24 protein-coding genes are annotated in these 20,877 nt (G+C 36.4%); 12 read left to right on the top strand and 12 right to left on the bottom strand.

Going from position 1 to position 20,877, the window contains the following annotated elements:
* The first annotated feature begins 93 nt into the window (after positions 1–93).
* Entirely contained in the window at positions 94–702 is a 609-nt protein-coding gene (locus IV88_RS00870) for an RpiB/LacA/LacB family sugar-phosphate isomerase (RefSeq protein ID WP_057797767.1), read from the top strand.
* Positions 703–720: 18 nt separating this feature from the next.
* Here the strand turns inward: IV88_RS00870 and IV88_RS00865 are convergent, their stop codons facing one another.
* A complete protein-coding gene (locus IV88_RS00865) occupies positions 721–1,620 on the bottom strand; it encodes a cation diffusion facilitator family transporter (protein ID WP_057797764.1) in 900 nt (299 codons plus the stop codon).
* A complete protein-coding gene (locus IV88_RS00860; protein ID WP_057797762.1) occupies positions 1,601–1,996 on the bottom strand; it encodes a metal-dependent transcriptional regulator in 396 nt (131 codons plus the stop codon). Before IV88_RS00860 ends, IV88_RS00865 begins: the two co-directional genes overlap by 20 nt.
* 142 nt (positions 1,997–2,138) lie before the next feature.
* On the opposite strand from IV88_RS00860, the gene IV88_RS00855 reads away from it, so the two are divergent.
* The 3 genes from IV88_RS00855 (at position 2,139) to IV88_RS00845 (ending at position 4,602) form a co-directional block, all read left to right on the top strand.
* Entirely contained in the window at positions 2,139–3,716 is a 1,578-nt protein-coding gene (locus IV88_RS00855; protein ID WP_057797760.1) for an Nramp family divalent metal transporter, read from the top strand.
* Between the two features lie 22 nt (positions 3,717–3,738).
* Complete coding sequence (locus tag IV88_RS00850) at positions 3,739–4,176, top strand: universal stress protein (protein ID WP_057797757.1); 438 nt, start codon at positions 3,739–3,741, stop codon at positions 4,174–4,176.
* Between the two features lie 111 nt (positions 4,177–4,287).
* A complete protein-coding gene (locus IV88_RS00845) occupies positions 4,288–4,602 on the top strand; it encodes an ArsR/SmtB family transcription factor (protein WP_057797756.1) in 315 nt (104 codons plus the stop codon).
* Between the two features lie 192 nt (positions 4,603–4,794).
* Here the strand turns inward: IV88_RS00845 and IV88_RS09370 are convergent, their stop codons facing one another.
* The 3 genes from IV88_RS09370 to IV88_RS00830 form a co-directional block, all read right to left on the bottom strand.
* Positions 4,795–5,055: a hypothetical protein gene (locus IV88_RS09370; RefSeq protein ID WP_186823763.1), complete on the bottom strand. Its 261-nt coding sequence runs from the start codon at positions 5,053–5,055 to the stop codon at positions 4,795–4,797.
* Between the two features lie 208 nt (positions 5,056–5,263).
* A complete protein-coding gene (locus tag IV88_RS00835; protein ID WP_057797755.1) occupies positions 5,264–6,334 on the bottom strand; it encodes a M24 family metallopeptidase in 1,071 nt (356 codons plus the stop codon).
* A gap of 59 nt (positions 6,335–6,393) precedes the next feature.
* Positions 6,394–7,092, bottom strand: a complete 699-nt coding sequence (locus tag IV88_RS00830) for an SIR2 family NAD-dependent protein deacylase (protein ID WP_236698583.1) — start codon at positions 7,090–7,092, stop codon at positions 6,394–6,396.
* Between the two features lie 188 nt (positions 7,093–7,280).
* On the opposite strand from IV88_RS00830, the gene IV88_RS00825 reads away from it, so the two are divergent.
* Positions 7,281–7,931 carry an NAD(P)H-binding protein gene (locus IV88_RS00825; protein ID WP_057797753.1) on the top strand — a complete coding sequence of 217 codons (651 nt, stop codon included), beginning with the start codon at positions 7,281–7,283 and terminating at the stop codon, positions 7,929–7,931.
* Positions 7,932–8,083: 152 nt separating this feature from the next.
* Here IV88_RS00825 and IV88_RS00820 read toward each other — a convergent pair whose 3' ends face one another.
* A complete protein-coding gene (locus IV88_RS00820) occupies positions 8,084–8,884 on the bottom strand; it encodes a class I SAM-dependent methyltransferase (protein ID WP_057797752.1) in 801 nt (266 codons plus the stop codon).
* 206 nt (positions 8,885–9,090) lie between these two features.
* Here IV88_RS00820 and IV88_RS00815 point away from each other — a divergent pair, with 206 nt between their 5' ends.
* Complete coding sequence (locus IV88_RS00815; protein WP_057797750.1) at positions 9,091–10,269, top strand: MFS transporter; 1,179 nt, start codon at positions 9,091–9,093, stop codon at positions 10,267–10,269.
* 392 nt (positions 10,270–10,661) lie between these two features.
* Here IV88_RS00815 and IV88_RS00805 read toward each other — a convergent pair whose 3' ends face one another.
* Positions 10,662–11,030, bottom strand: coding sequence for a hypothetical protein (locus IV88_RS00805; protein ID WP_057797746.1), 369 nt, complete (start codon positions 11,028–11,030; stop codon positions 10,662–10,664).
* Positions 11,031–11,102: 72 nt separating this feature from the next.
* Between IV88_RS00805 and pepF the strand changes: the two genes are divergently transcribed.
* Positions 11,103–12,911, top strand: a complete 1,809-nt coding sequence (pepF, locus tag IV88_RS00800; RefSeq protein ID WP_057797744.1) for an oligoendopeptidase F — start codon at positions 11,103–11,105, stop codon at positions 12,909–12,911.
* A 49-nt stretch (positions 12,912–12,960) separates the two neighbouring features.
* On the opposite strand, the gene IV88_RS00795 is transcribed toward pepF, so the two are convergent.
* A complete protein-coding gene (locus IV88_RS00795) occupies positions 12,961–13,554 on the bottom strand; it encodes a DUF4767 domain-containing protein (protein WP_057797742.1) in 594 nt (197 codons plus the stop codon).
* 381 nt (positions 13,555–13,935) lie between these two features.
* On the opposite strand from IV88_RS00795, the gene IV88_RS00790 reads away from it, so the two are divergent.
* From IV88_RS00790 to IV88_RS00775, 4 genes are read left to right on the top strand one after another with little or no spacing between them, the layout of a single operon-like run.
* Positions 13,936–15,099, top strand: a complete 1,164-nt coding sequence (locus tag IV88_RS00790) for an aminotransferase class I/II-fold pyridoxal phosphate-dependent enzyme (RefSeq protein ID WP_057797740.1) — start codon at positions 13,936–13,938, stop codon at positions 15,097–15,099.
* A 15-nt stretch (positions 15,100–15,114) separates the two neighbouring features.
* Positions 15,115–16,107, top strand: a complete 993-nt coding sequence (locus IV88_RS00785) for a D-2-hydroxyacid dehydrogenase (protein WP_057797738.1) — start codon at positions 15,115–15,117, stop codon at positions 16,105–16,107.
* A gap of 3 nt (positions 16,108–16,110) precedes the next feature.
* On the top strand, positions 16,111–17,157 hold the full coding sequence (locus IV88_RS00780; protein ID WP_057797736.1) for a PTS sugar transporter subunit IIC: 1,047 nt from the start codon (positions 16,111–16,113) through the stop codon (positions 17,155–17,157).
* A gap of 47 nt (positions 17,158–17,204) precedes the next feature.
* A complete protein-coding gene (locus tag IV88_RS00775) occupies positions 17,205–17,813 on the top strand; it encodes a TetR/AcrR family transcriptional regulator (RefSeq protein ID WP_057797734.1) in 609 nt (202 codons plus the stop codon).
* Positions 17,814–17,895: 82 nt separating this feature from the next.
* Here IV88_RS00775 and IV88_RS00770 read toward each other — a convergent pair whose 3' ends face one another.
* The 3 genes from IV88_RS00770 to IV88_RS00760 form a co-directional block, all read right to left on the bottom strand.
* Positions 17,896–18,078 (bottom strand): hypothetical protein, encoded by a 183-nt coding sequence (locus IV88_RS00770; RefSeq protein WP_057797732.1) that lies wholly within the window; start codon positions 18,076–18,078, stop codon positions 17,896–17,898.
* Between the two features lie 75 nt (positions 18,079–18,153).
* A complete protein-coding gene (locus IV88_RS00765; protein WP_057797730.1) occupies positions 18,154–18,786 on the bottom strand; it encodes an NAD(P)H-binding protein in 633 nt (210 codons plus the stop codon).
* A gap of 20 nt (positions 18,787–18,806) precedes the next feature.
* The gene (locus IV88_RS00760; protein ID WP_057797727.1) at positions 18,807–19,364 is read right to left on the bottom strand and encodes a TetR/AcrR family transcriptional regulator C-terminal domain-containing protein; all 558 of its coding nucleotides are present in this window, start codon (positions 19,362–19,364) and stop codon (positions 18,807–18,809) included.
* Positions 19,365–19,544: 180 nt separating this feature from the next.
* Here IV88_RS00760 and IV88_RS00755 point away from each other — a divergent pair, with 180 nt between their 5' ends.
* Positions 19,545–20,204: a nitroreductase gene (locus tag IV88_RS00755; protein ID WP_057797725.1), complete on the top strand. Its 660-nt coding sequence runs from the start codon at positions 19,545–19,547 to the stop codon at positions 20,202–20,204.
* A gap of 41 nt (positions 20,205–20,245) precedes the next feature.
* On the opposite strand, the gene IV88_RS00750 is transcribed toward IV88_RS00755, so the two are convergent.
* Positions 20,246–20,824, bottom strand: coding sequence for a TMEM175 family protein (locus IV88_RS00750; RefSeq protein ID WP_057797723.1), 579 nt, complete (start codon positions 20,822–20,824; stop codon positions 20,246–20,248).
* Between the last annotated feature and the right edge of the window lie 53 nt (positions 20,825–20,877).

Here is a 20,877-nt window from a genome sequence, read left to right as displayed (position 1 = left end):
GAATAGTTATAGTCTACATCAAAATAAGGGTAAAATAGTAAATGATAAAGAATATTATAAAAATAAAATAATTTTGTAAAGAAGGTCGCAACCATGCGAGTAGCACTGCTAACTGGATCGACACAGAGTTCTAAAAATGAATCATTAAGTAAAGTCTTGACTGAATTGAGTGAGTCCTATCATTTTGAGTTCTTAAATTTTGGCGCTTTTGATAGTGAAGAAACTAAATATAACTATTTAGACACTGCTATTTTATCAGGAATGTTGCTAAATAGTGGTTCAGTTGACTTAGTAATTACTGGTTGTAGTTCTGGAATGGGATCTCAGCTTGCTCATAATTCAGTGCCAGGCATTTTATGTGGTTATGGTCGTAGCTACGAAGAAGCCAATTTATTTACACGAATCAATCAAGGAAATTCCTTTGCTTATCCACTTGGTCTTGAGTGGGGCTGGGGCGCTGAAATCAAGTTTAAAAGTACTATGCAGGGATTGTTCGATGGTTTCCAACAAGATCCTTATCCTGCTAAAGATAAAGAACGGAAGCAACGTGATGCTGACGCTTTGAAGTTAATGAAAAAGAATAATCAAGTATCATGGAAAACCATGGTCGAAGATTTAAGTACGGAACAGCGGGCAAAATTAACCGAAAAAAATGACGTAATTGAATATGTTCAAAATAAAAATGCTCAATTCCATTTCTAGTGGAGTTGAGCATTTTGACTATTCCTGAACAAACATCTGATGGTGATTACCATGAGACCCATGTTCCGGTTCGATTTGAATGGTGACATGCGATACATGATATTTATCGTTAATTAAATGGCGGATATTTTGTAGAGTTTCATCACTATCTTTTAAACGACTGTCGGAAACAGTGACGTGTAATGAAAGCACAATTTGAAATTCGTCCATTTGCCAAGCGTGAATATGATGAACACCTGTTACATCAGAAATCTCGTTAATATCTTTCGACATTTGATCGTAATCTAAATTGGGCGAAGCTTGCATTAAAATTGCACACGATTCGCGGATAACCGGAATTGTTTCAGTTAATAAGTAAATTGAAATTAAGATTGTCAAAAGTGGATCAATCCAAGTTAGGTGCCAGAAATAAATAATGATACTCCCGATAATAACGCCCATTGCAGCTAATGTGTCAGACAATAAGTGTAGATAAGTTGCTTTAACATTTAAGCTACTATCATCTTTTGGATGTAATAAGAAAGTGGAGATAATGTTGCCAATAAAACTAATTATTGCAACCCAAAACATAACGGTAACATGAACGGCACTTGGATGAAATAAATGTTCAACAGCTTTGAATGATAGAAATAACGAAATTAATAGTAAGGCTAAGCTGTTTAAAAATGCGGAAATGATTTCGGCACGTTTGTATCCAAATGTTTCGCGTTCATTCTCAGAACGTTGACCTAAACGTTGAGCAATCAGACCCATTAAAACTGATAGTGAATCACTGAAATTATGGAATGCATCGGACGTTAGTGAAAGTGATCCTGAAAAGATTCCTCCTAATAATTCGCCGACTGTGATGATGAGATTCAACAAAATAACACTGATGAAGCGCTGATTGGATACAACCTTACTCGATGGTTGATTCATAAGTTTGATCTTCCTTTCTTGATATTTTTGAAACGTATTTTTCCAAGGCGGTTAGAACACGTGGTGAACTCAACTCACATAGTTCAATAATGTCTTGGTAGTTAAATGAATCACTATCTAGTGCAAACTCACAGAAATCTTCCCAAACGTTATACCGATTTGAAAAGTTTTCGGCCATCTGTTGACCAGATTCGGTTAACCGAATTGTACTGTACCGTCGATGCAAAACTAAGCGCTGTTTTGTAAGTTGTTTGATTTGCAAAGTAACGCTTGGTTCGGTTAATGATAAAAATTTTGCAAGGGTACTTATACGAACAAAGTCGTATTTTTTAGAAAGCAGGTAAATCGCGAAAAGGTATTCCTGACAGGTATGCAAACGATTACACCTCCTTTGTTAGGATAACCAAACAAAAATTATAAATAGAACTATTTAAGTTTGGTGTTCCAAAATAATTGTTTACAACTATGGAATTTATGATAACATAAGTTTTGTGGAAAAAGGAGGACATATAGTCATTATGGAAAATTCACAAGCAAAAAAGAAGAAACAACACTTAATCCATTATGCTAATGGTAAGTCGTTGGAAGAGATTAATGGAACAGTTGAAGTTCCAAAGGGAAAGGGTTTCTGGAAAACCTTATTCATGTATTCAGGACCTGGTGCTCTAGTAGCTGTTGGTTATATGGATCCAGGTAACTGGTCAACGTCAATTACTGGGGGACAAAATTTCCAGTACTTACTAATGTCTGTTATCTTGATGTCAAGTTTAATTGCGATGTTGCTACAATATATGGCGGCTAAACTTGGAATTGTGAGTCAGATGGATTTAGCTCAAGCAATTCGTGCAAGAACTAGTAAATCACTTGGAATTGTACTTTGGATTTTGACTGAGTTAGCTATCATGGCTACTGATATCGCTGAAGTTATTGGTGCCGCAATTGCGTTATATCTATTATTCAATATACCTTTGGTTATCGCTGTATTTATTACAGTATTTGATGTTTTGCTCTTATTGTTATTAACAAAGGTTGGATTCCGTAAGATTGAAGCAATTGTTGTATGCTTAATTTTAGTTATCTTATTAGTATTCGTTTATCAAGTAGCTTTATCAGATCCTAACTGGGGTGCCGTTGTTGCTGGATTAGTTCCAACAACTAAGACATTTGACGGTTCACATTCAGTAAATGGAATGACAGCTTTACAAGGTTCACTTGGTATCATTGGTGCTACAGTTATGCCTCATAACTTGTACCTCCATTCAGCTATTTCACAAACACGTAAGATCGATCATGATGATGAAGAAGATGTTGCAAGAACAGTTAAATTCTCAGCATGGGACTCAAATATTCAATTAACAGCTGCGTTCTTCGTTAACTCACTCCTATTAATCATGGGTGTGGCAGTATTTAAGACTGGCGCTGTTAAGGATCCTTCATTCTTTGGTTTGTTCCAAGCATTATCAGATACATCAACATTGAGTAACGGTGTGTTAATTGGTGTTGCTAAGTCAGGTATTTTATCAGTATTGTTTGCTGTTGCCTTGTTAGCTTCAGGTCAAAACTCAACTATTACTGGTACTTTAACTGGGCAAGTTATCATGGAAGGTTTCGTTCACATGAAGATGCCTATCTGGTTACGTCGTTTAATTACACGTTTGATTTCAGTTATCCCTGTTCTTATCTGCGTTATGATGACAAGTGGTAAGAGTGCGATTGATGAACATACGGCGTTAAATGATTTAATGAATAATTCTCAAGTATTCCTTGCCTTTGCTTTACCATTCTCAATGTTGCCATTACTTATGATGACAAATAGTAAAGTTGAAATGGGTGAACGTTTCAAGAACAGCTTGTGGGTTAAAGTTCTTGGATGGTTATCAGTTATTGGATTAACATTCCTTAACATGGAAGGTCTTCCAGATGCTGTTGCTGGTTTCTTCGGTGATAATATCACTGCTGCACAAACCAACACAGCCAATATTATTGCTTATATCTTGATTGCTGCTGTTATGGCTCTCTTGGTATGGACAACGGTTGAACTTTATCGTGGTAACAAGCGTTATGAAGCAAAATTAGAACAAGACGGAACACTTTAATCTAAAAAAAGGAGCAAGGAAGATGAGTGAACATGAAGATTTTAAACGAATTTTGGTGGGAGTTGATGACTCAGCTGATGCCCAGTTGGCTTTTCGATACGCCATTCGACAGGCAAGACAAAACGATGCGACATTAATTATTACCTCAATTCTCGAAAATGAAGAAATGAACGTCTATCAAGCTCTAACAAAAGATTATATTCATGGAGAGCGTGACGAACTTGTTGAACATATCAACGAATATCGTAAGCTCGCACTTGAAGCAGGCGTTACTAAGGTCGATATGATGGTCGACGAAGGTGATGCTGGTGAAACAATCGTTAAGAACGTAATCCCAGCTTCTAAAGCTGATTTACTAGTGATTGGTTCAATTTCTAAAAAGGGAATTCGGAAGTATTTTGGTTCTCAAGCATCATACATGGCCAAATACTCACCAATCTCTGTTATGATTGTTAGATAACAAATTATTATTAGCGTAATAATAGACAAAGAAAGCTGTCCTTTGGGATGGCTTTTTTTATTGGCATAAGATTGTTAAAATTAAGAAAAATACGAACTAAGAAGGATTCCTATGGCTATTGATGAGAAGCTATTTGATGAAACACATCAGATCTTAAAAGTTTTAAGTAATTTAACTCGGATTAAAATCCTTTATTTACTCGAGGATAAGCCTTATAACGTTAGTGAAATTTGTGCGGAACTTGGACTGGAACAGTCGGTGGTTTCACATCAGTTGAAAATCTTGAGAGAGCTACAGTTGGTTTCTGCTACTCGAGTTAAGAAGAACAACTATTATCAGTTGGATGACCCGCATATTTTGCAAGTTATTAACTCTGCGATGGGACATGCGGAACATGTGATTCGTGGGAAGAAGCATGGGGAATAGGGTTTAGTGTTCTATTTCCGAAAAAAGTCGTTTCCAAGATTGGCTGGAACGTAGTGGATGAAATTCAAGCCGAAGTTCGGTCTTGAATGTTCATCTTATCCTAAGCAATAAATTGCTAAGGATAATTTCACTACTTAGCCATCTTGGAAACGACTTTTTTCTACATTTGCTTTTAAATTAACGCAATTTTACTTAATGCTCTAATTCGTTCATTAATTCATCGGCGGACCTAAAACTCTTTAAGTTTGGGGACAGAGCTTCATTTCTTGCTTGATTGTTTAGTACTTGTTTTAAGTTAATGTTAAGTGGAATACTATTTTTAGATAAACTCTCTTCAAAAAACAGCCTCACGGCCATATTTAAGTCCATGCCTAAATCAGCATATAATTTCTCCAATTGTTCTTTTTCTTTAACATCGATTTCCATTGAAAAATTCTCTGTATCATATTTCAAAATGTCACCTCTGTGTTTTCAAAGCATGTAAGTTTTCGCTGCCAATAAAAGTTCTACCAATGATGGCTCAGTAGTGAAATTATTCTTATCGCGAAGCGGTTAGAATAAGGTGAACTTTCAAGACCGATTTGTGGCTTGAAATTTGGCCACTACGTTCCAGCCAATCATTGGTAGAACTTTTATAACTCTATAAACAAACAGAACACCGCTACAAAACTATCAAATCTCTATCTGAATCAGCCGAAATATTCAAATGACCATCAGCAGTAACAAGGATATCATCTTCAATGCGGACTCCACCTAAATCTGGTATGTAAATGCCAGGTTCCACCGTAATAACTTCGTTTTCTTGAACTTTGTAATTTGGTGTCACGCCATAACTTTGAGGATATTCATGAATATTTAAACCAATGCCATGACCCATTCCGTGATTAAATTTGGGACCGTACCCTTGTTCAGTAATGTAGTCACGTCCAATTTGATCTAATTTTTTCCCTGATACTCCTGGTTTAATAGCTTCAATAACTTTTGATTGTGCCTCTTGAACAATTTTGTATATTTTTTTCAGTTCGTTATCTGGTTCACCAACAGCAATGGTTCTTGTAATATCGGAAGTATAACCATTGTAGAAATATCCAAAGTCGATTGTAACTAATTCACCATTTTGAATGACTTTGGATGTTGCTGATCCGTGTGGAAGGGCAGCTCTAGCGCCACTTGCTACGATAGTTTCAAATGAGGCTCCTTCTGAACCGTGGGCTTTCATCCATTGATCCAAAAGATCAGAAACTTCAATTTCAGTGATTCCAGGTTTGATTTTGGTTAAGACGTAGTTAAATCCTTCAATTGAGAGTCTTGTGGCTTCTTTTAAATCATTAATTTCAGATTTAAATTTAATGGCACGAGCACGATCGACTAATTCAGTAGTCGGAATTAGTTCTAAATTGAGTTGTTCGTTCAGGCGAGCGTACTCTCTATATGGAAGATTATCTTCAAATCCAAGTTTAGCGATGTGATTTGGTTCCAGTAGGGGCGCCATTTCATCCACGTATTTACGAGTAATAATAAGTTTGATTTGTGGATCAAGGTATTCTTTTAAATCAGTTTCATAACGGGCATCAGTGAAAAAATATGATTCATTAGTTGTGATTAATAAGTGAGCATCTCCTGCAGTTCCGTCGAATTTAGTGAGGTATTTCAAATTAAATTCGTCTGATATAAGTAAGGCATCAAAAGATAGTTGCTGAAGTTGAGCTTGAATTCTGTTAATTTTCTCCATATTAAAATCCCCAATCTGATTGATTGGGGATTATTTTAGCACTTTATAGTGGTAATAAACTAGAGCATCTGCTCTAACTCGGTGAAAACAGCGTCTGATGAGTGTCGTAATATCAAGTCGGAACGTTGATCAAATGTATTAGGTTTAGGATTGATGTTAATAACGTGTTGATTGGATGTTTGACTGTAATAGCCATTGGAACCAATCACGATGGTTAAATCACTGTTCTGCATGATTTGATTTGCACGGCGAACCTCGTCTGGTAGCGTTGCGATATGACGGAAGACTGGATCAGGTGATAGAACGCCGTTGCAATTTTGACACCGAGGAATAGCATCTTTCAGACGATTAATATCAAAAATCCGTCCACAGTTGATACAGTGGTTCGTATTTAAATCACTCCAGATAGGCATGACGTTCGTATTACCAGCAATATTATGTAGATAATCGACATTGGTTGTCACTATGCCGTCTAGATGACCGTTTTGTTCTAACTTTGCTAGGACGCGATGTGATTTATTTGGACCATATTTGAAAATTGGATCAACAAAGTCTTTATGGAATTCAGACCAAAAAGTATCGGGATGATTTTCAAGTGTTGTAGATTCGAAAACTCCGAATACGTTTGTCATCATTTCCATATCCGGAATGTGACTGCTCACTGAGATTCCTGCACCAGTTAATACGGTGGGATGTTTTGCATCGAGTATCATTTGATACATTTGTTTTACTTGTTCTTTTAAAGATGATTCTGACAATTGATTAGCCTTCTTTGAAGTAGTTTAAAATTCTGATGGAAATGCTACTCGTTTAAGATTTAATTGTCTATTAAAAAGGTTTATTTATCATACAAATATTTAATTCACGAAAATAAACCTTTATAAGCGACATATACAATTTTCTAAGCTAGACTTCCTTTGAAATAACAATTTTGGAGGGGGTTATGATGACTAATGTTTTAATTATTGGAGCTACTGGTGGAATGGGTACTTTTACTACGCAAAACCTACTTAAAGAAACGGATTATAAAATTACGGTGTTTGTACGGACACCGTCTAAGTTGCCAACTGATATTTCCGAAAATGATCGTGTGACTGTCGTTCAAGGTGACGCAACTAAAGTGGTAGAATTAAAATCGGCCATGGATAATCAAGATATTGTTTACGCTAATTTGGGGCCTTGGCTAAAGACTGAGATGGCAAATTCTATTATTGAAGCAATGCGCCAAAAAGAGTTGCATCGATTAATCTGGATTGGCTGCTTAGGGGTGGATGATGAAGTTCCTGGTAAGTTTGGTGAATGGAATAAAGAAACTTTAGTGCCAGATGGTTATTTAGCAACTGAAACGGGTGCAGTGCGTTTGATTGAAGCTTCAGATCTTAACTACACTATCATTCGTCCTAGTTGGTTGAGTGACGAAGATGAGGTTGATTATGAAGTTACTCGTCAAGGAGACTTATTAACTGGAACTGAGGTTTCTAGAAAGAGTGTTGCTGACTTTGTTACTAAATTAATTCAAGATCCTAATCAGCATGAAAAAGAGTCGATTGGATTGAATAAACCAGGGACAGATGGCGATAAGCCTAGCTGGTATTAGATAACGGGATGATGTAGAATTAGAAACGTAAAGGCAACAAATCAAAAGAGACCAACAAATTGCCGTTGCTGGTCTCCGCATGTTGATAATTGTCTAATGTAATGGTTGAGGACTAACTTAGGTTAGTCTTTTTTTAGTGTCGTGCAATTGTTTCACTCGTTTGAAGCATTAAAAAGTCCGATTTGTTTTGGAATATCAATAGTCCCATGTTTATGAAGTATTGAATTAAAATAAATAGTAAGTTTTTGTAACAAGTCATCAGATATTTCGGATTGCATATCGCGGGTGGAATCAATCCAAGCTATGAGATCAGCAGTTTTAGTAACTGATAGTGAGTTAGGAAAATCAGTGATTTGAACATGTTTAAATTGCTTTTTTAAGTAATGCTCTCCGTTCTGTAAATTGAATGGCAAAATATCACTAAATGCCATATTGTTAGGATCGATTTTTTGAATGGCTTGGTGCAGATAATTTTCTAAGCCATTTGTTCCATTTGCAGTCGCATAGAAAATTCCATTCGGTGTAAGTACGCGTCTGATTTCTTTTATAGATGTATCAATATTTTCAACATGATGTAATGTATGGTTTGCAATTACAATATCAAAAGAGTTATCAACGAACGGGATGTCTTCAGCATTTACAACCTGAGTTTCAATTCTATCATCATGTTTAAATTCATCTTGAACAATTTGTACCATACCAGAAGAAAAGTCAGTTAATGTTAGTCTAGAATCCGTTGGCAGTAACTGTAAATGATTTAACCAAAGTGAACCATTGCCACAACCAATTTCTAAGATACGTGGATGTTTTGGAAATTTTACATTTTCAAAAAACCAGTCCCAGAGAGGCTGTTGATTAACATTGTACAGTTGATGCAGTCTCGTTCGAATTGCAAGACGATTGTCGTTTTCATATTGTTTTGAGAGACGTTCTTGATTAGTCATTTTAGACATAGATAATTTCCTCGCTATAAATATACTTTTCTGATTATTCATTTAATTTTAGAGATTAATAACCATATTGTAATCAAATTATAATTTTACGGTATACAAAATACAACTATGCGTTTTTTAGATATGTATTGATATTCATACTAATTCGATGTTGTAAGTGTAGTCTTGTAGTATTCTAGTAGTAGATATCGCAGGAGGATAATTACATGAAAAAGCGCACCATTTTTACAATATTAGTGTTCCTAATTGGGGCCAATTTGAGAATGATGATTACAACCATCCCGCCGTTATTGGGAATGATTCAAGATCAATTTCATCTTTCTAGTTCAGTCAGTGGAATTTTAATGACGATTCCGCTGTTGTGTTTTGGACTTTTTTCAGCCTTCGCAGGTAAATTAGGAAAGATATTTGGCTCGCGACTGATTATCCTTATTTCATTAGTATTAATGGGGCTTGGTGATATATTGCGAGTTTACTCAGTCGATTTAATGTTCTTAGGAACGCTGTTAGTAGGACTCACAATTACTGTTTTGAATGTTTTATTGCCATTATTCTTAGTAGAATATGCGAGTGAAAATGTTCGTGGATATACGGGGATTTATTCCGTATCGATGAATATTTGGGCCGCAATTGGGAGTGCAGTAATTGTTCCAATTGCTAATGCGATTGGGTGGCAGTTAGCTGTTCAAATTTTTTCGGTGGTTGCTTTAATAGCCGCGGTTTATCTACGTGTTGTATTACCAAATAACGTTACGCCTAAATCTAAATCAACTAACAAAGAGTTACCTGAATCAATCAGTGTATGGAAACAGGGCCGAATCTGGACGTTAGCACTATTTATGGGGATGCAGTCATTTGTCTTTTACGGTTTATTAACCTGGATTCCAACGATTTTTATTAGTAAAGGATTCAGTACCTCGGAAGCAGGACTATTACTAGGTATTTTTCAGTTAGTGGGGATGCCAGCATCATACTTTGTCCCGGTGTTATCAGAGAAGAAATCGGCTCGGGCACCTTTGATTTGGTCGATTGCAGCTGGATATGGTCTAGGTATAGCATGTTTAGTTTCAATCAGTAAAAATTGGCCAATAGCCATTTTAAGTGCTGTTCTATTGGGGTATGCAGTAGCTGCCGTATTTACATATTCTGTCAGTTTAATTACCTTATCATCTAGAACTAGCGCTGAAACTGCTGATGTCTCTGGTATGGTACAAACGGTTGGATATTTATTGGCAGCGGTTAGTCCGGTTCTTTTAGGATCTTTACATGCTTCTTTAAGTTGGAATGTTATTTTAATGATTGTTCTAGTTGTCGGTGCAATAGTAATCGGATTGGGATTAGCAGTAAACCGAAATTTGGCAAAACAAAACCGTGGAGTCGATTAAACTTCACGGTAAATCATGAATAGGTCAGATATGAATTTGCCCACGCAACCAATAATCCAGAATGTACAGAGAAGTATGAGATATATTGGTTTGTGAGAAGCTGAATAATTGACAATAAAAAACGACATAAGAGCTATTAATGCTACTAGAATAAGTCTTAAAATCATACTGAGTGACGAATATTGGTAGTTTTTAGACGCTAAAGTAGGCTTGTATTTTTGAATCCAAAAATAAAGTAATGCCAAAATACTTATTATTACAATCAGTAAAATAAAGGATAAGTTTAGCCACAGAGTGATTAATACCAAGCCTCCGGTAACTATGGATCCTAGCAAATTAATTAGTGCGTATTGCCATTGCAAGTTCTGCATATTAGTACCTCATTTCTATTTTTAGCCTTTTTCTGGAATCCAGTAGTTCGAAAAAACACCAAAGATAAATTGGATAACTGTAGTAAAGACCCAAAAAGTAACAAAGTTATCTGGTAATGAAAAATTTATCCCAATAATTGCGATAACTACTAGTAATAGTGTTAATGATATGGTTATTACTGGTCTGGAATGGTAGTTCGATGGATTTAATTTAGGGTTTTTCTTAGCAAGCCAAGAATTAACGAAAAAAGCTAAAATCGCTAATGCTATTAATAATAGTATGGATAATTCATCGGGTAATTTAAGTGCTTTGACTAGCATTATTAGTATAAAAGCGATTAAAAAATATAAAGAATTATATAGTCCGTATTTCCAATGATATTCACGCATGATTGTCCCCCCAGTTAAAACTAAGTTAATTATAAAACTAAAAAATAATATAAAAAGGGTTCGGTGAGTTAAATGACTGAAAAACAAATTAAGCGCAGTGATGTTCCAGTTGAATTGACATGGAATGTAAATGACATTTTTACAGATGATCAAGCATTTCAGCAGGGTGTCTTAAATCTTAACAACTTTAGTAAACAACTTTCTGAACACAAAGATACTGTAGTAAATTCAGCGAAAGAACTCTTGGATACAACTAAATTGCTGGTTGAATCTGAAGAATTACTTGGAAAAGTCTATGGATATGCTGCTCGGGTTAACGATAGTGATACTGGCGATGCTCGTGGTAATGAACTTTACAATACAGCTATGTTATCCGTTAATGATTGGGAAGCTGCCATTTCATTCTATGAACCAAGTATCACGATTTTAAGTGAGGAACAATTAAAGAACTTTATAGCATCAGAACCAGATTTAAAACAATTTGAATTTAATTTAAATCGAATTCAAGCGCAAAAGAGTCATACGTTAACACCAGAATTAGAAGAATTGTTAGCCAAATTGCAACCAGCAATCGATGACGCTGCTGAGATTTCAACTAAGTTGGATGATACAGATTTAAAATTTGGTACTTATACTAACGATGATGGACAAGAGGTTGAGTTAACAAAGGAACGGGTCTTTGACTTACAAACTAATGAAGACCAAAAAGTTCGTGAAGCTGTTAGTCGCAAAATGGACGAGGCATATCACGGGGTGCGAAACACTTTTGCGGCAACATTGCGTAATCATGTTCATTCCCAAAATATTTTAGCCGGAATTCGTCATTTTGATAGTGCTCGTCAAATGAATATGAGCGAAAATGATGTTCCAGAGAGTGTTTACGATAGCTTGATAGAAGCTAATCACAAGCACTTAGATTTATTGCATCGGTATTATGAATTACGGAAAAAAGTGCTTGGTCTAAATCATATGTATGATTATGATCGCCATGTTTCATTAGTGAAGGGAACTAAGCTTAAATTTACATTTGATGAAGCTAAAGCAATTGCTAAAAAGGCTCTAAAACCTTTAGGATCTGATTACTTGGCACACTTGGATGATGAATTTGATCATCGCTGGATTGATGCCGCTGAAAATGAAGGTAAGCGTAGTGGCGGTTATGAAGATGATGTTTATGGAGTACATCCCTACATTCTGTTAAATTGGAGTGACACTTATAGCAGCACTTCCACTTTAGTCCACGAGTCAGGTCATGCTCTGCAAAGTGTTTACACGGACCTAGCTCAACCATCATGGTATTCACAGTACCCAATTTTTATTGCTGAAATTGCGTCAACTTTAAATGAAAGTCTTCTTAATGACTATATGTTGAAACAGTATGCCGATGATCCCAAAGTATCAGCATATCTATTAACTCAAATCTTAGGCGATTTTGTCGGTACTGTTTATCGTCAAACCGCTTTTGCGGAGTTCGAACATTTTATTTATACAGCAGACGCTGAAGGCAAAACTTTAACTCCTGATTTGATGGCAGATAAGTTTAATGGCTTATTTGAACAATATAATGGACCTGCAGTTGAAGCTCCAGATTGGGATCGAGATACTTGGGCTTATATTCCACACTTCTACTATGATTATTACGTCTATCAGTATGCAACTTCAAAAGCCATCGCGGTTAGCCTTGCTAACGATATTCTAAATCAGAAGCCGGGTGCATTAGATCGATATAAAGAATTTTTGGCAGCTGGTGCCAGTGATTATCCAATTAATATTGTTAAAAAGGCCGGCATTGATGTAACTAAGACGGATTATCTGGATCAGGCTTTTGACGTATTTGAAGATAACTTGAATCAGTTGGAACAGAAATTGAATGAACTGTGATTTAAAATATAAAAACGATCGGGAAAATTAATTTCTCGGTCGTTTTGGGTTATTGAACATTTGAGTTAGCAATCTTTTCAAATCCTTGTTCTAAGTCAGTATTCTTAGTTGGATTGAAATGAATCAACATATCAGGGGTACCTTGATTTTGTTCAGTAATTAAAACAATTGGTTTCTTATTAGAAGCAATTGCGAAGAAATATAGATGAGCGCCCATTTTAGCATGGTCAATGTCGGAATAGATGGCCACAACGTTAAAGTCGTGTTTGCCCAGACCATCATTGGACCAACCCATGCTGACTTTGTGATCATTCACTGCTATATTTCCTGATCCAAGCGAGCTAGGATAGGTAATACCATAGTAACTAACATCTTTTCCTGGATAGTAGTTTTGATATTCTTGATGCATCGTTGCTTGCCAGTCTTTCATAAATGATTCTAGCTGGCGCGACTTATCATTATTCCAAAGATCATTTTCTTGTGGCTTGAGATCAATTGATTTACTATCTTTAGAACTATCATCTGATCCACCTTGAGCAGATGTAATATCACCTTTTTGTTCGGAAGTTTGTTTTTGATTGCCACAGCCACTGACGGTTAATAACACAATTGCTGCCAGAATAAACGCAAATGATTTTTTCATAAGTAGCATCCTTTCAACGGGTTTTCTTAAGTATATCTTATTTATAAAACACACGAAAGAATTACGAAAATTAAAAAATGAGGTTGCATTTCTAATTTTATAATGATATTCTAATTTCAAGTCATTTTAAGGAGCTGGATATTTATGTTAAAAATTAAACGCCAACAACTTAATAACCGATATTACTTTTGGTTTTTTCAGAGCTAATCTGTAAGAAACCAAGAGCCTTTTGGGATGCCTGCAGATTAGGAAACTAAGCTGCGAGACATCTGACAAGCCATTAATACGAATTTTTAACGTCAGAATAAAGCCGCTTAGTTTTCAATTAAACTAAGCGGCTTTTTTACATACTTTTTACGAAAACTTTAGGAGGAACCACATATGGATTTAGCAAGTAAAATGAATAAACAATTAGATTTATTGAAACCATCTTCAATTTTAAAATTTGATGCAGATGTTTCTCAAATTCCAGACATCATCAAATTGACTCTGGGAGAACCAGATTTCAATACGCCAGAGCATGTTAAAACTGCTGGCGAAGAAAGTATTGCTAACAATCAAAGCCACTATACAGCATCTGCTGGAAAAATTGAATTGAGAAAGGCAGCCGCAAATTTCTTATCATCAAAATACAGTGCCAACTTTGATCCTGAAACTCAGATCGTAACGACAGTTGGTGCAACTGGTGCGATTTATTCTTCAATCACGGCGGTTATTAATCCAGGCGACGAAGTCTTAATTCCGATTCCAATTTTTCCACTCTATATTCCGATTGCTATTTTAAACGGTGCTAAGCCTGTCTTCATCGATACGTCTAAAGATGGATTCCAACTTACATCCGAAAAATTAACGAAGGCTTTTGAAGAACATCCAAACGCCAAAGCGTTGATTATGAATTATCCAACTAATCCTACGGGAGTTACGTATACTCGAAGCGAGCTTGAAGCTTTAGTAGCAATCATCAAACAACATGAAATCTTTGTGATCAGTGATGAAATTTACAGCGAACTAACGTATGGCGACAAACACGTTTCCTTGGGAGAGTTACTACCAGAACAAACTTTGTTAATTACCGGTGTTTCTAAATCACACGCCATGACCGGATGGCGAATTGGTTTTGTAGCCGGACCGGCACCAGTCATTCAAAAAATTGGGATGGTTAATCAATTTACTGTTACTTCAGCTACTACAAATGCTCAAGATGCCGCAATCGAAGCTCTTAAAAATGGGATGGACGACGGTTTAGAAATGAAGAAGGAATACCAAAAGCGTCGTGATTTCTTAAAAGCTGGACTAGAAAAAGCTGGTTTTCCAGTTATCAGTCCGGATGGAGCTTTCTATATTTTTGCTAAGATTCCGGCTCAGTTTGACCAAGATAGTTTTGCATTTGGCATGCAACTAGCAAAAGAAGCTAAAGTTGCTGTAATTCCAGGAGCAGCTTTCCCAGCTGGCGAGGGTTACTTACGTCTTAGCTATGCCGCAAGTATGGAAAATCTTGAAGAAGCAGTTAAACGAATTCAGCATTTTGTTGATAGTCATAAATAATCGGAGGAAATTTAAATGAAAATTTTAATGTTTAGTGTACGTGAAGATGAAAAACAATTTATTCAAAAATGGGCTCAAGAACACGATGCTGAAGTAGAAACAAATCAGGAAATTGTGGATGCACAAACAATTGAACTAGCAAAAGGATTTGACGGAATTTCGGTTCAACAACACGAAGCAATCAATGATCCAGCAGTTTATGAAAAATTAGCTCAAATGGGTATTCATCACATTGCTCTACGAATGACGGGTTTCAATGTCGTTAATTTAGAAGCTGCAAAGGAAAATGGTATTGCAATCACAAACGTTCCAGCATACTCACCACGCTCAGTTTCAGAAGAAGCTCTAGCGTATACAATGGGACTTCTACGTAAGATTAAAGAAGCTGGATTAAAGATGAAAGAGCACGATTTTTCATGGCCAGGACTCCAGACTACTGAAATTCACAACATGACGGTTGGAATTTTGGGTGCTGGTAAGATTGGTGGAACTTCCGCCCGAATTTTTAGAGCCTTAGGAGCTCGAGTAATTGCTAATGATTTAGTGCAACGACCAGAACTAGCAGACACGTTGGAATACGTTAGTTTTGATGAGTTGTTAAAACAAAGTGACGTAATCACAATTCATACTATTTTAGATGATTCAACGCACCACTTAATTGATGCCGATGCATTACACAAGATGAAAAATACAGCTCTCCTGATCAATTGTGCTCGTGGACCAATTGTGGAACCCAACGCTTTAGTAGCTGCCCTACAAAATGGTGAAATTGCTGGAGCCGGTTTAGATACTGTTGAAGGTGAAGAAGGGGTCGTTGAAAATGATCTCCGCGATAGTGACCGTGACTTAAGTCTCTTTGATACATTGCTCGCAATGCCAAACGTCACGATGACACCCCATATTGGTTTTTACACTGATGCAGCAGTTAGCTCGATGGTTTCCATGAGTTTAAACGACGTGGACTCCTTATTACACGACAAACCCAGCGATCACATTGTAGGAGGATAAATTATGACAGAAACTAAACCAACTCAATCAGCCAAGCAGTTTACGTTAAATGTCTTAAATGGTATCAGTATCGGGGTTATCGTAGCCTTGGTACCATCAGCTCTACTCGGTCAATTAATGTTGGCTCTCAAAGGTGTCTTGCCATTTGCCAATACGATTATTACACTTACTAATTTTTCTATGACCTTACTACCAGTGGTTTCCGGACTTTGTGTAGCGATGCTTTTCAAAATGACTCCCATTCAAAGTTCCAGTTTAGCAATTGTGGCTATGATGGGTGCTGGAAACTGGAAGTTATTACCAACTGGCGGTTTCGGTGTTCAAGGAACTGGTGATGTAATTAATATTATGGTGACAATTGCAATTGGCGTTCTAATCATTCAAGTATTAGGAACTCGCATGAAGGCCTACACTATTTTACTCTTACCAGCTCCAACATTGGTTATTGCTGGTGGGTTGGGTCTATTAACATTAGGACCTATTCACGCTATTACAGTAGCAATTGGTGAAGGTATTATGGCAGTCACCAAATTACAACCAGTGATGATGGGGACCTTATTAGCTATGATTTTTGCCGCATTGATTTTAACTCCGATTTCCTCAGTTGGAATTGCCACAGCGATTTCATTAAGTGGTATTGCTTCTGGCTCAGCTAACTTGGGAATTACAGCTTGTGGTTTTGCTCTAGCAATTTTCGGTAGCCAAGCCAATTCATTAGGTACGTCTCTAGCTCATTTTCTTGGCTCTCCCAAGATTCAAATGGCAAACATGCTCGAAAAACCTAAATTATTTATTCCCGTCATTATTAACGCCGGAATTCTCGGTGCATTAGGTGCTATATTCAATGTTAAAGGAACACCAATGAGTGCAGGATTTGGATTCTCCGGCTTGATTGGTCCGATGGCTGCCCTAAATGGTGGTACCAATGTGATTGTGATAACGATTCTATTCTTCGTGTTACCAATCGCACTAGCTATCGTTAGCAAATTAGTCTTTGCTAAACAAATGGACTTCATGCATGATTCAGACTTTATGCTGAGTTACGAATAATGCGTTATATTGACATCCAAATCGGGATTCTTTAGTATCAAGATATTATGAAAATAAAAGACCCTAAGAAAACTAAAAAAATCATCCAAGTTACGGCTCAGATGATTGTTAAAAATAATAATATTGATATCTCAACGAGTGCGATTGCTAAAAAAGTAGGGATTGCCCAGTCAAATATTTACATCTATTTCAAAAGTAAACAGGATTTAATTGAACAAGTTTATTTAGATGCATTTATTCGACTCGGTAAGTTTGCTGAAAAAGAAACGAATTACTCCGGTAGTCTTGAGCAACAAGCTGCTAATCAAATCGAAATGATTTATCGTTTTTCACAAAAGTATCCCACTGAGATGAAGTTGATTAGCATTAGTCTCAAAACACCAGTTTTCAAAAGTCATTTGGCAATGGACCAAAAGGCCGCCGGCAATCGTGCAATGTATGAATTGTTGAAAAAATGCGCGGACGAGGGACTGTTACGAACGAATAGCTTTGAACTGTCGCGGAATATTATTTTTGATACGATTCAATCTTACGAAGTTGAATTAGAAAAAGAAACTTCGTCTGTTGAAAAGCTCCCATTTCAAACTATTTTAGAAATGCTGATGGCTGGTCTAATGACGCCCGAGGCTAACCAACGTTGGCTTAATAATAACTAAAAAATGGATTGCTACTTTTTATAGTGGCAATCCATTTTATGTTGCTGAATCTTAATAGCCTAAATCAGTTTGATTTCACACTCTATGCTCTACCAAACATTGAAAATCCGCCAATTACTAGTGCAATGAGCGCAATCCAAAAGGCGATTCTGATAAAGAAAACGAACGCTAGAACTACTAATCCGACACCTAATACCCAGAAAATGGTTCTACCGACTAGGCGAGCAAGTAGTAATAGAATTAGAAATCCAATTATTAATCCCACTGTGGAGACCTCCTCAAATATGATTGAGAAAAGTTTAGCACTCTATTTTAAAAATACAAGCTATTGACGAAAAGTTTAAATATCGCTTAATGCTTGATTAATTGGTAAGCTTCCGCTGTGCATAGGAACAACCTTTTTATACGAGTTCTTTAGTTCAAGAAGTTCACCTAAAACAGTTACGACGTCGTCAATTGAGTTCTTACCAGTTTCCTTGACGTAAACATCTATCTTGTTTGTAGCTGGTTCTTCTAGAAGAGCACCAGGTTGTAAAATTGTGTAGTTTAAGTTGGAATGGTCAATAATCCAACGGTCAGCGAAGTACTTAGCAATATTGTAATCTGGAATTTGAGCAAGGAAGTCGTCGTTCCAATGATCAGGTTGAGTTGCAAAAATTGAACTTAATAGAATAAAGCGAGTAATTCCATTTTCTGTTGCTACTTGCGCTAATTTAACGGGACCATAGGCATCAGTTTGAAGTAAGTCCTTACTTCGTGAACCAGCTACAAAATAAATTGCGTCCACTTTACCTACTTTTTTTGCTAAATTTTCAACAGAGTCATGAAGGTCAAATTCAATCGATGTAATGTTTTCTGATTCAAATGCTTGAGGATGACGTGAGCCAGCAATGACTGTATGTCCCTGATCTGCAAGATAATTTGCTAGTTTAGTACCGATTCGACCACTGGCACCAACGATAAAAATTTTCATAGTTAAAACTCCTTTTTTAATTAAATTGTTTGTCCTTCTTTAGTATAGAAGTATGGGGCTAAAATTTCTGGAATAGAGGTTCGAAAATGTGCAACTAATTTATCAACTGGTTCTTGCATGCCAGTTTCAATCCAATCGTAAATGATGGTATTAACAGCGTAAGCATAGAAACGAGCGGCAAACAGCACAGAATCAGAGATGTCATTAGCATAATGCTGTTTTAAATAATCAGTAATAACATCGACAGACACCTGACAATAAATTTTCTTGAACATATACTCATTTTGACCTGAAAGTAAGTCCTGATAGAAATTTTTATGATTAATGATTCCATTCATGACAGCCTGATTGGCTTCATCCAGTGATTCTGACTTAAGCATCTTAACGTAAGAATTAAAGAGTAGCGAGCGCAAAGTCTCTTCAACCAGACTGTATTTATCGTCAAAATAATAGTAAAAGGTTTCACGTTGTAATTGAGTAATCTGCATTAATTTTGAAATTGAAATCTTATCCACGGATTGTTTCAATGTTAAATCCAAAAATGTATCAATAATCTGTTGTTTTGTTGCATTTGCCATTTATTTATCTCCATTCATACAAAACGTTAAGATTGTATGTTTTCAAAAGTTGCCCAGTCATTTACTATAAGTAAGCATAATTATTCAATAGTCCATTTATAAAGCAAAACGAAGTTGACTGCAATTTAAAAGGTTTGAATTAAATAATAAATTTAAAAAGTGAAAAGGAAGTAATTTACTATGGAACTAAAAGATGCAATTTACGAACGCCAATCAATGCGAGATTTCTCTGATCGTGAAATTAGTGATGCAGATTTGAAAGAGATAGTTACTGATGCAAGTAGAGCTCCTTCGTGGGCTAACTCACAGCCATGGCAGGTTTTCATTGCTAAAGGTGGCATGCTAGCTAGAATTAAGCAACAACATGCAGAATGGGATAATGCCGGTCGAGGTGGCAACTCTGATATTGATACAATTCATCGCGGGGAATGGGCTCCAGTAGCACAACAAAATATGCAGCAGTGGTCCAATCAAGTCTTGCAAGAATTAGGTAATAACATGGCTGCCAGTATGAAGTTCTCCAAGAGTCAACATCAGCTATTTAATGCCAGCGCGATTGTTTACTTAGTTTTACCAAAGGATGCAGCAGGTTGGTCGTTGTATGATTTAGGCGCTTTTGGACAAACGCTAATGCTTTCAGCTACTGATCACGGAATTCAATCGATTCCAGCTTATGAATTGGTCAAGTTTCCTAATATGATTCGGAAAGAATTCAAAATTGGTGATAATCAAATGATTGCGATGGGTATTGCCCTTGGTTACGCCAAAACAGATGAAGCAATCAATCAAATTTACACGAAACGAACACCAGTTGATTCATTTTTAACAATTAAAGACTAAATTAAAAGACCGCGATTATATTATTCGCGATCTTTTTTCGATTATGAAGCTTGAGTCCAACGATCCTCTGTTCTGAAACAAGTGATGATAGATTCTATGAACAAGAAGTATGTTAGAGCTAGAGCAATTGGTGGCCAGAATGGTAGTACTATAAAGGATACAATGAGACAACCGTAGCGAATACCTCTTTCAAAATTGTTTTCTGGGTCGACATTAATTGCTTGGCCACGATTATCCCGCTGTAACGCAAATGATGTCACAGAGTACATTCCGGTCCAAAGTGACATAATCGTTAGGTAAGCAAGTTCTGGTTGCCAATGAGTAGGATATTCACCAACCCAAGCCGTTACAAATGGCATTCCGGATAACATTAGGAGCCAAATCATGTTAGTTAAATAAACTAGAAAATCAACTCTCTTAGCTCGTTTAAATAGTAAATGGTAGTTGTACCAAGAAACCATAATTTGTAGAAAACTAATTATGTAGGCGATTAGTGATGGAACCTGATTCTTAAAACTTTCAAATGTAAAATTGTGTGGTGCGTGAATTTCCAATACCATAATCGTAGCGACAATTGCTATGATGGCATCAGTAAATGCTTCCATTCGAGATTTATTCAAGGTCTAAACCTCCTCATTTTTTCTAAAGTGTACCATAAAATTAATGTTGTGAA

The organism is Pediococcus argentinicus (assembly GCF_001437605.1).
Lineage (GTDB): Bacteria > Bacillota > Bacilli > Lactobacillales > Lactobacillaceae > Pediococcus > Pediococcus argentinicus.
This window is presented reverse-complemented; position numbering and strand designations above follow the sequence as displayed.

Bases quoted from the DNA above. Each gene is read 5' to 3' on its own strand.
- IV88_RS00870 (WP_057797767.1), top strand. From the start codon at position 94: ATGCGAGTAGCACTGCTAACTGGATCGACACAGAGTTCTAAAAATGAA.
- IV88_RS00865 (WP_057797764.1), bottom strand. From the start codon at position 1,620: ATGAATCAACCATCGAGTAAGGTTGTATCCAATCAGCGCTTCATCAGT.
- IV88_RS00855 (WP_057797760.1), top strand. From the start codon at position 2,139: ATGGAAAATTCACAAGCAAAAAAGAAGAAACAACACTTAATCCATTAT.
- IV88_RS00850 (WP_057797757.1), top strand. From the start codon at position 3,739: ATGAGTGAACATGAAGATTTTAAACGAATTTTGGTGGGAGTTGATGAC.
- IV88_RS00845 (WP_057797756.1), top strand. From the start codon at position 4,288: ATGGCTATTGATGAGAAGCTATTTGATGAAACACATCAGATCTTAAAA.
- IV88_RS00835 (WP_057797755.1), bottom strand. From the start codon at position 6,334: ATGGAGAAAATTAACAGAATTCAAGCTCAACTTCAGCAACTATCTTTT.
- IV88_RS00825 (WP_057797753.1), top strand. From the start codon at position 7,281: ATGACTAATGTTTTAATTATTGGAGCTACTGGTGGAATGGGTACTTTT.
- IV88_RS00820 (WP_057797752.1), bottom strand. From the start codon at position 8,884: ATGTCTAAAATGACTAATCAAGAACGTCTCTCAAAACAATATGAAAAC.
- IV88_RS00815 (WP_057797750.1), top strand. From the start codon at position 9,091: ATGAAAAAGCGCACCATTTTTACAATATTAGTGTTCCTAATTGGGGCC.
- IV88_RS00805 (WP_057797746.1), bottom strand. From the start codon at position 11,030: ATGCGTGAATATCATTGGAAATACGGACTATATAATTCTTTATATTTT.
- pepF (WP_057797744.1), top strand. From the start codon at position 11,103: ATGACTGAAAAACAAATTAAGCGCAGTGATGTTCCAGTTGAATTGACA.
- IV88_RS00795 (WP_057797742.1), bottom strand. From the start codon at position 13,554: ATGAAAAAATCATTTGCGTTTATTCTGGCAGCAATTGTGTTATTAACC.
- IV88_RS00790 (WP_057797740.1), top strand. From the start codon at position 13,936: ATGGATTTAGCAAGTAAAATGAATAAACAATTAGATTTATTGAAACCA.
- IV88_RS00785 (WP_057797738.1), top strand. From the start codon at position 15,115: ATGAAAATTTTAATGTTTAGTGTACGTGAAGATGAAAAACAATTTATT.
- IV88_RS00780 (WP_057797736.1), top strand. From the start codon at position 16,111: ATGACAGAAACTAAACCAACTCAATCAGCCAAGCAGTTTACGTTAAAT.
- IV88_RS00775 (WP_057797734.1), top strand. From the start codon at position 17,205: ATGAAAATAAAAGACCCTAAGAAAACTAAAAAAATCATCCAAGTTACG.
- IV88_RS00765 (WP_057797730.1), bottom strand. From the start codon at position 18,786: ATGAAAATTTTTATCGTTGGTGCCAGTGGTCGAATCGGTACTAAACTA.
- IV88_RS00760 (WP_057797727.1), bottom strand. From the start codon at position 19,364: ATGGCAAATGCAACAAAACAACAGATTATTGATACATTTTTGGATTTA.
- IV88_RS00755 (WP_057797725.1), top strand. From the start codon at position 19,545: ATGGAACTAAAAGATGCAATTTACGAACGCCAATCAATGCGAGATTTC.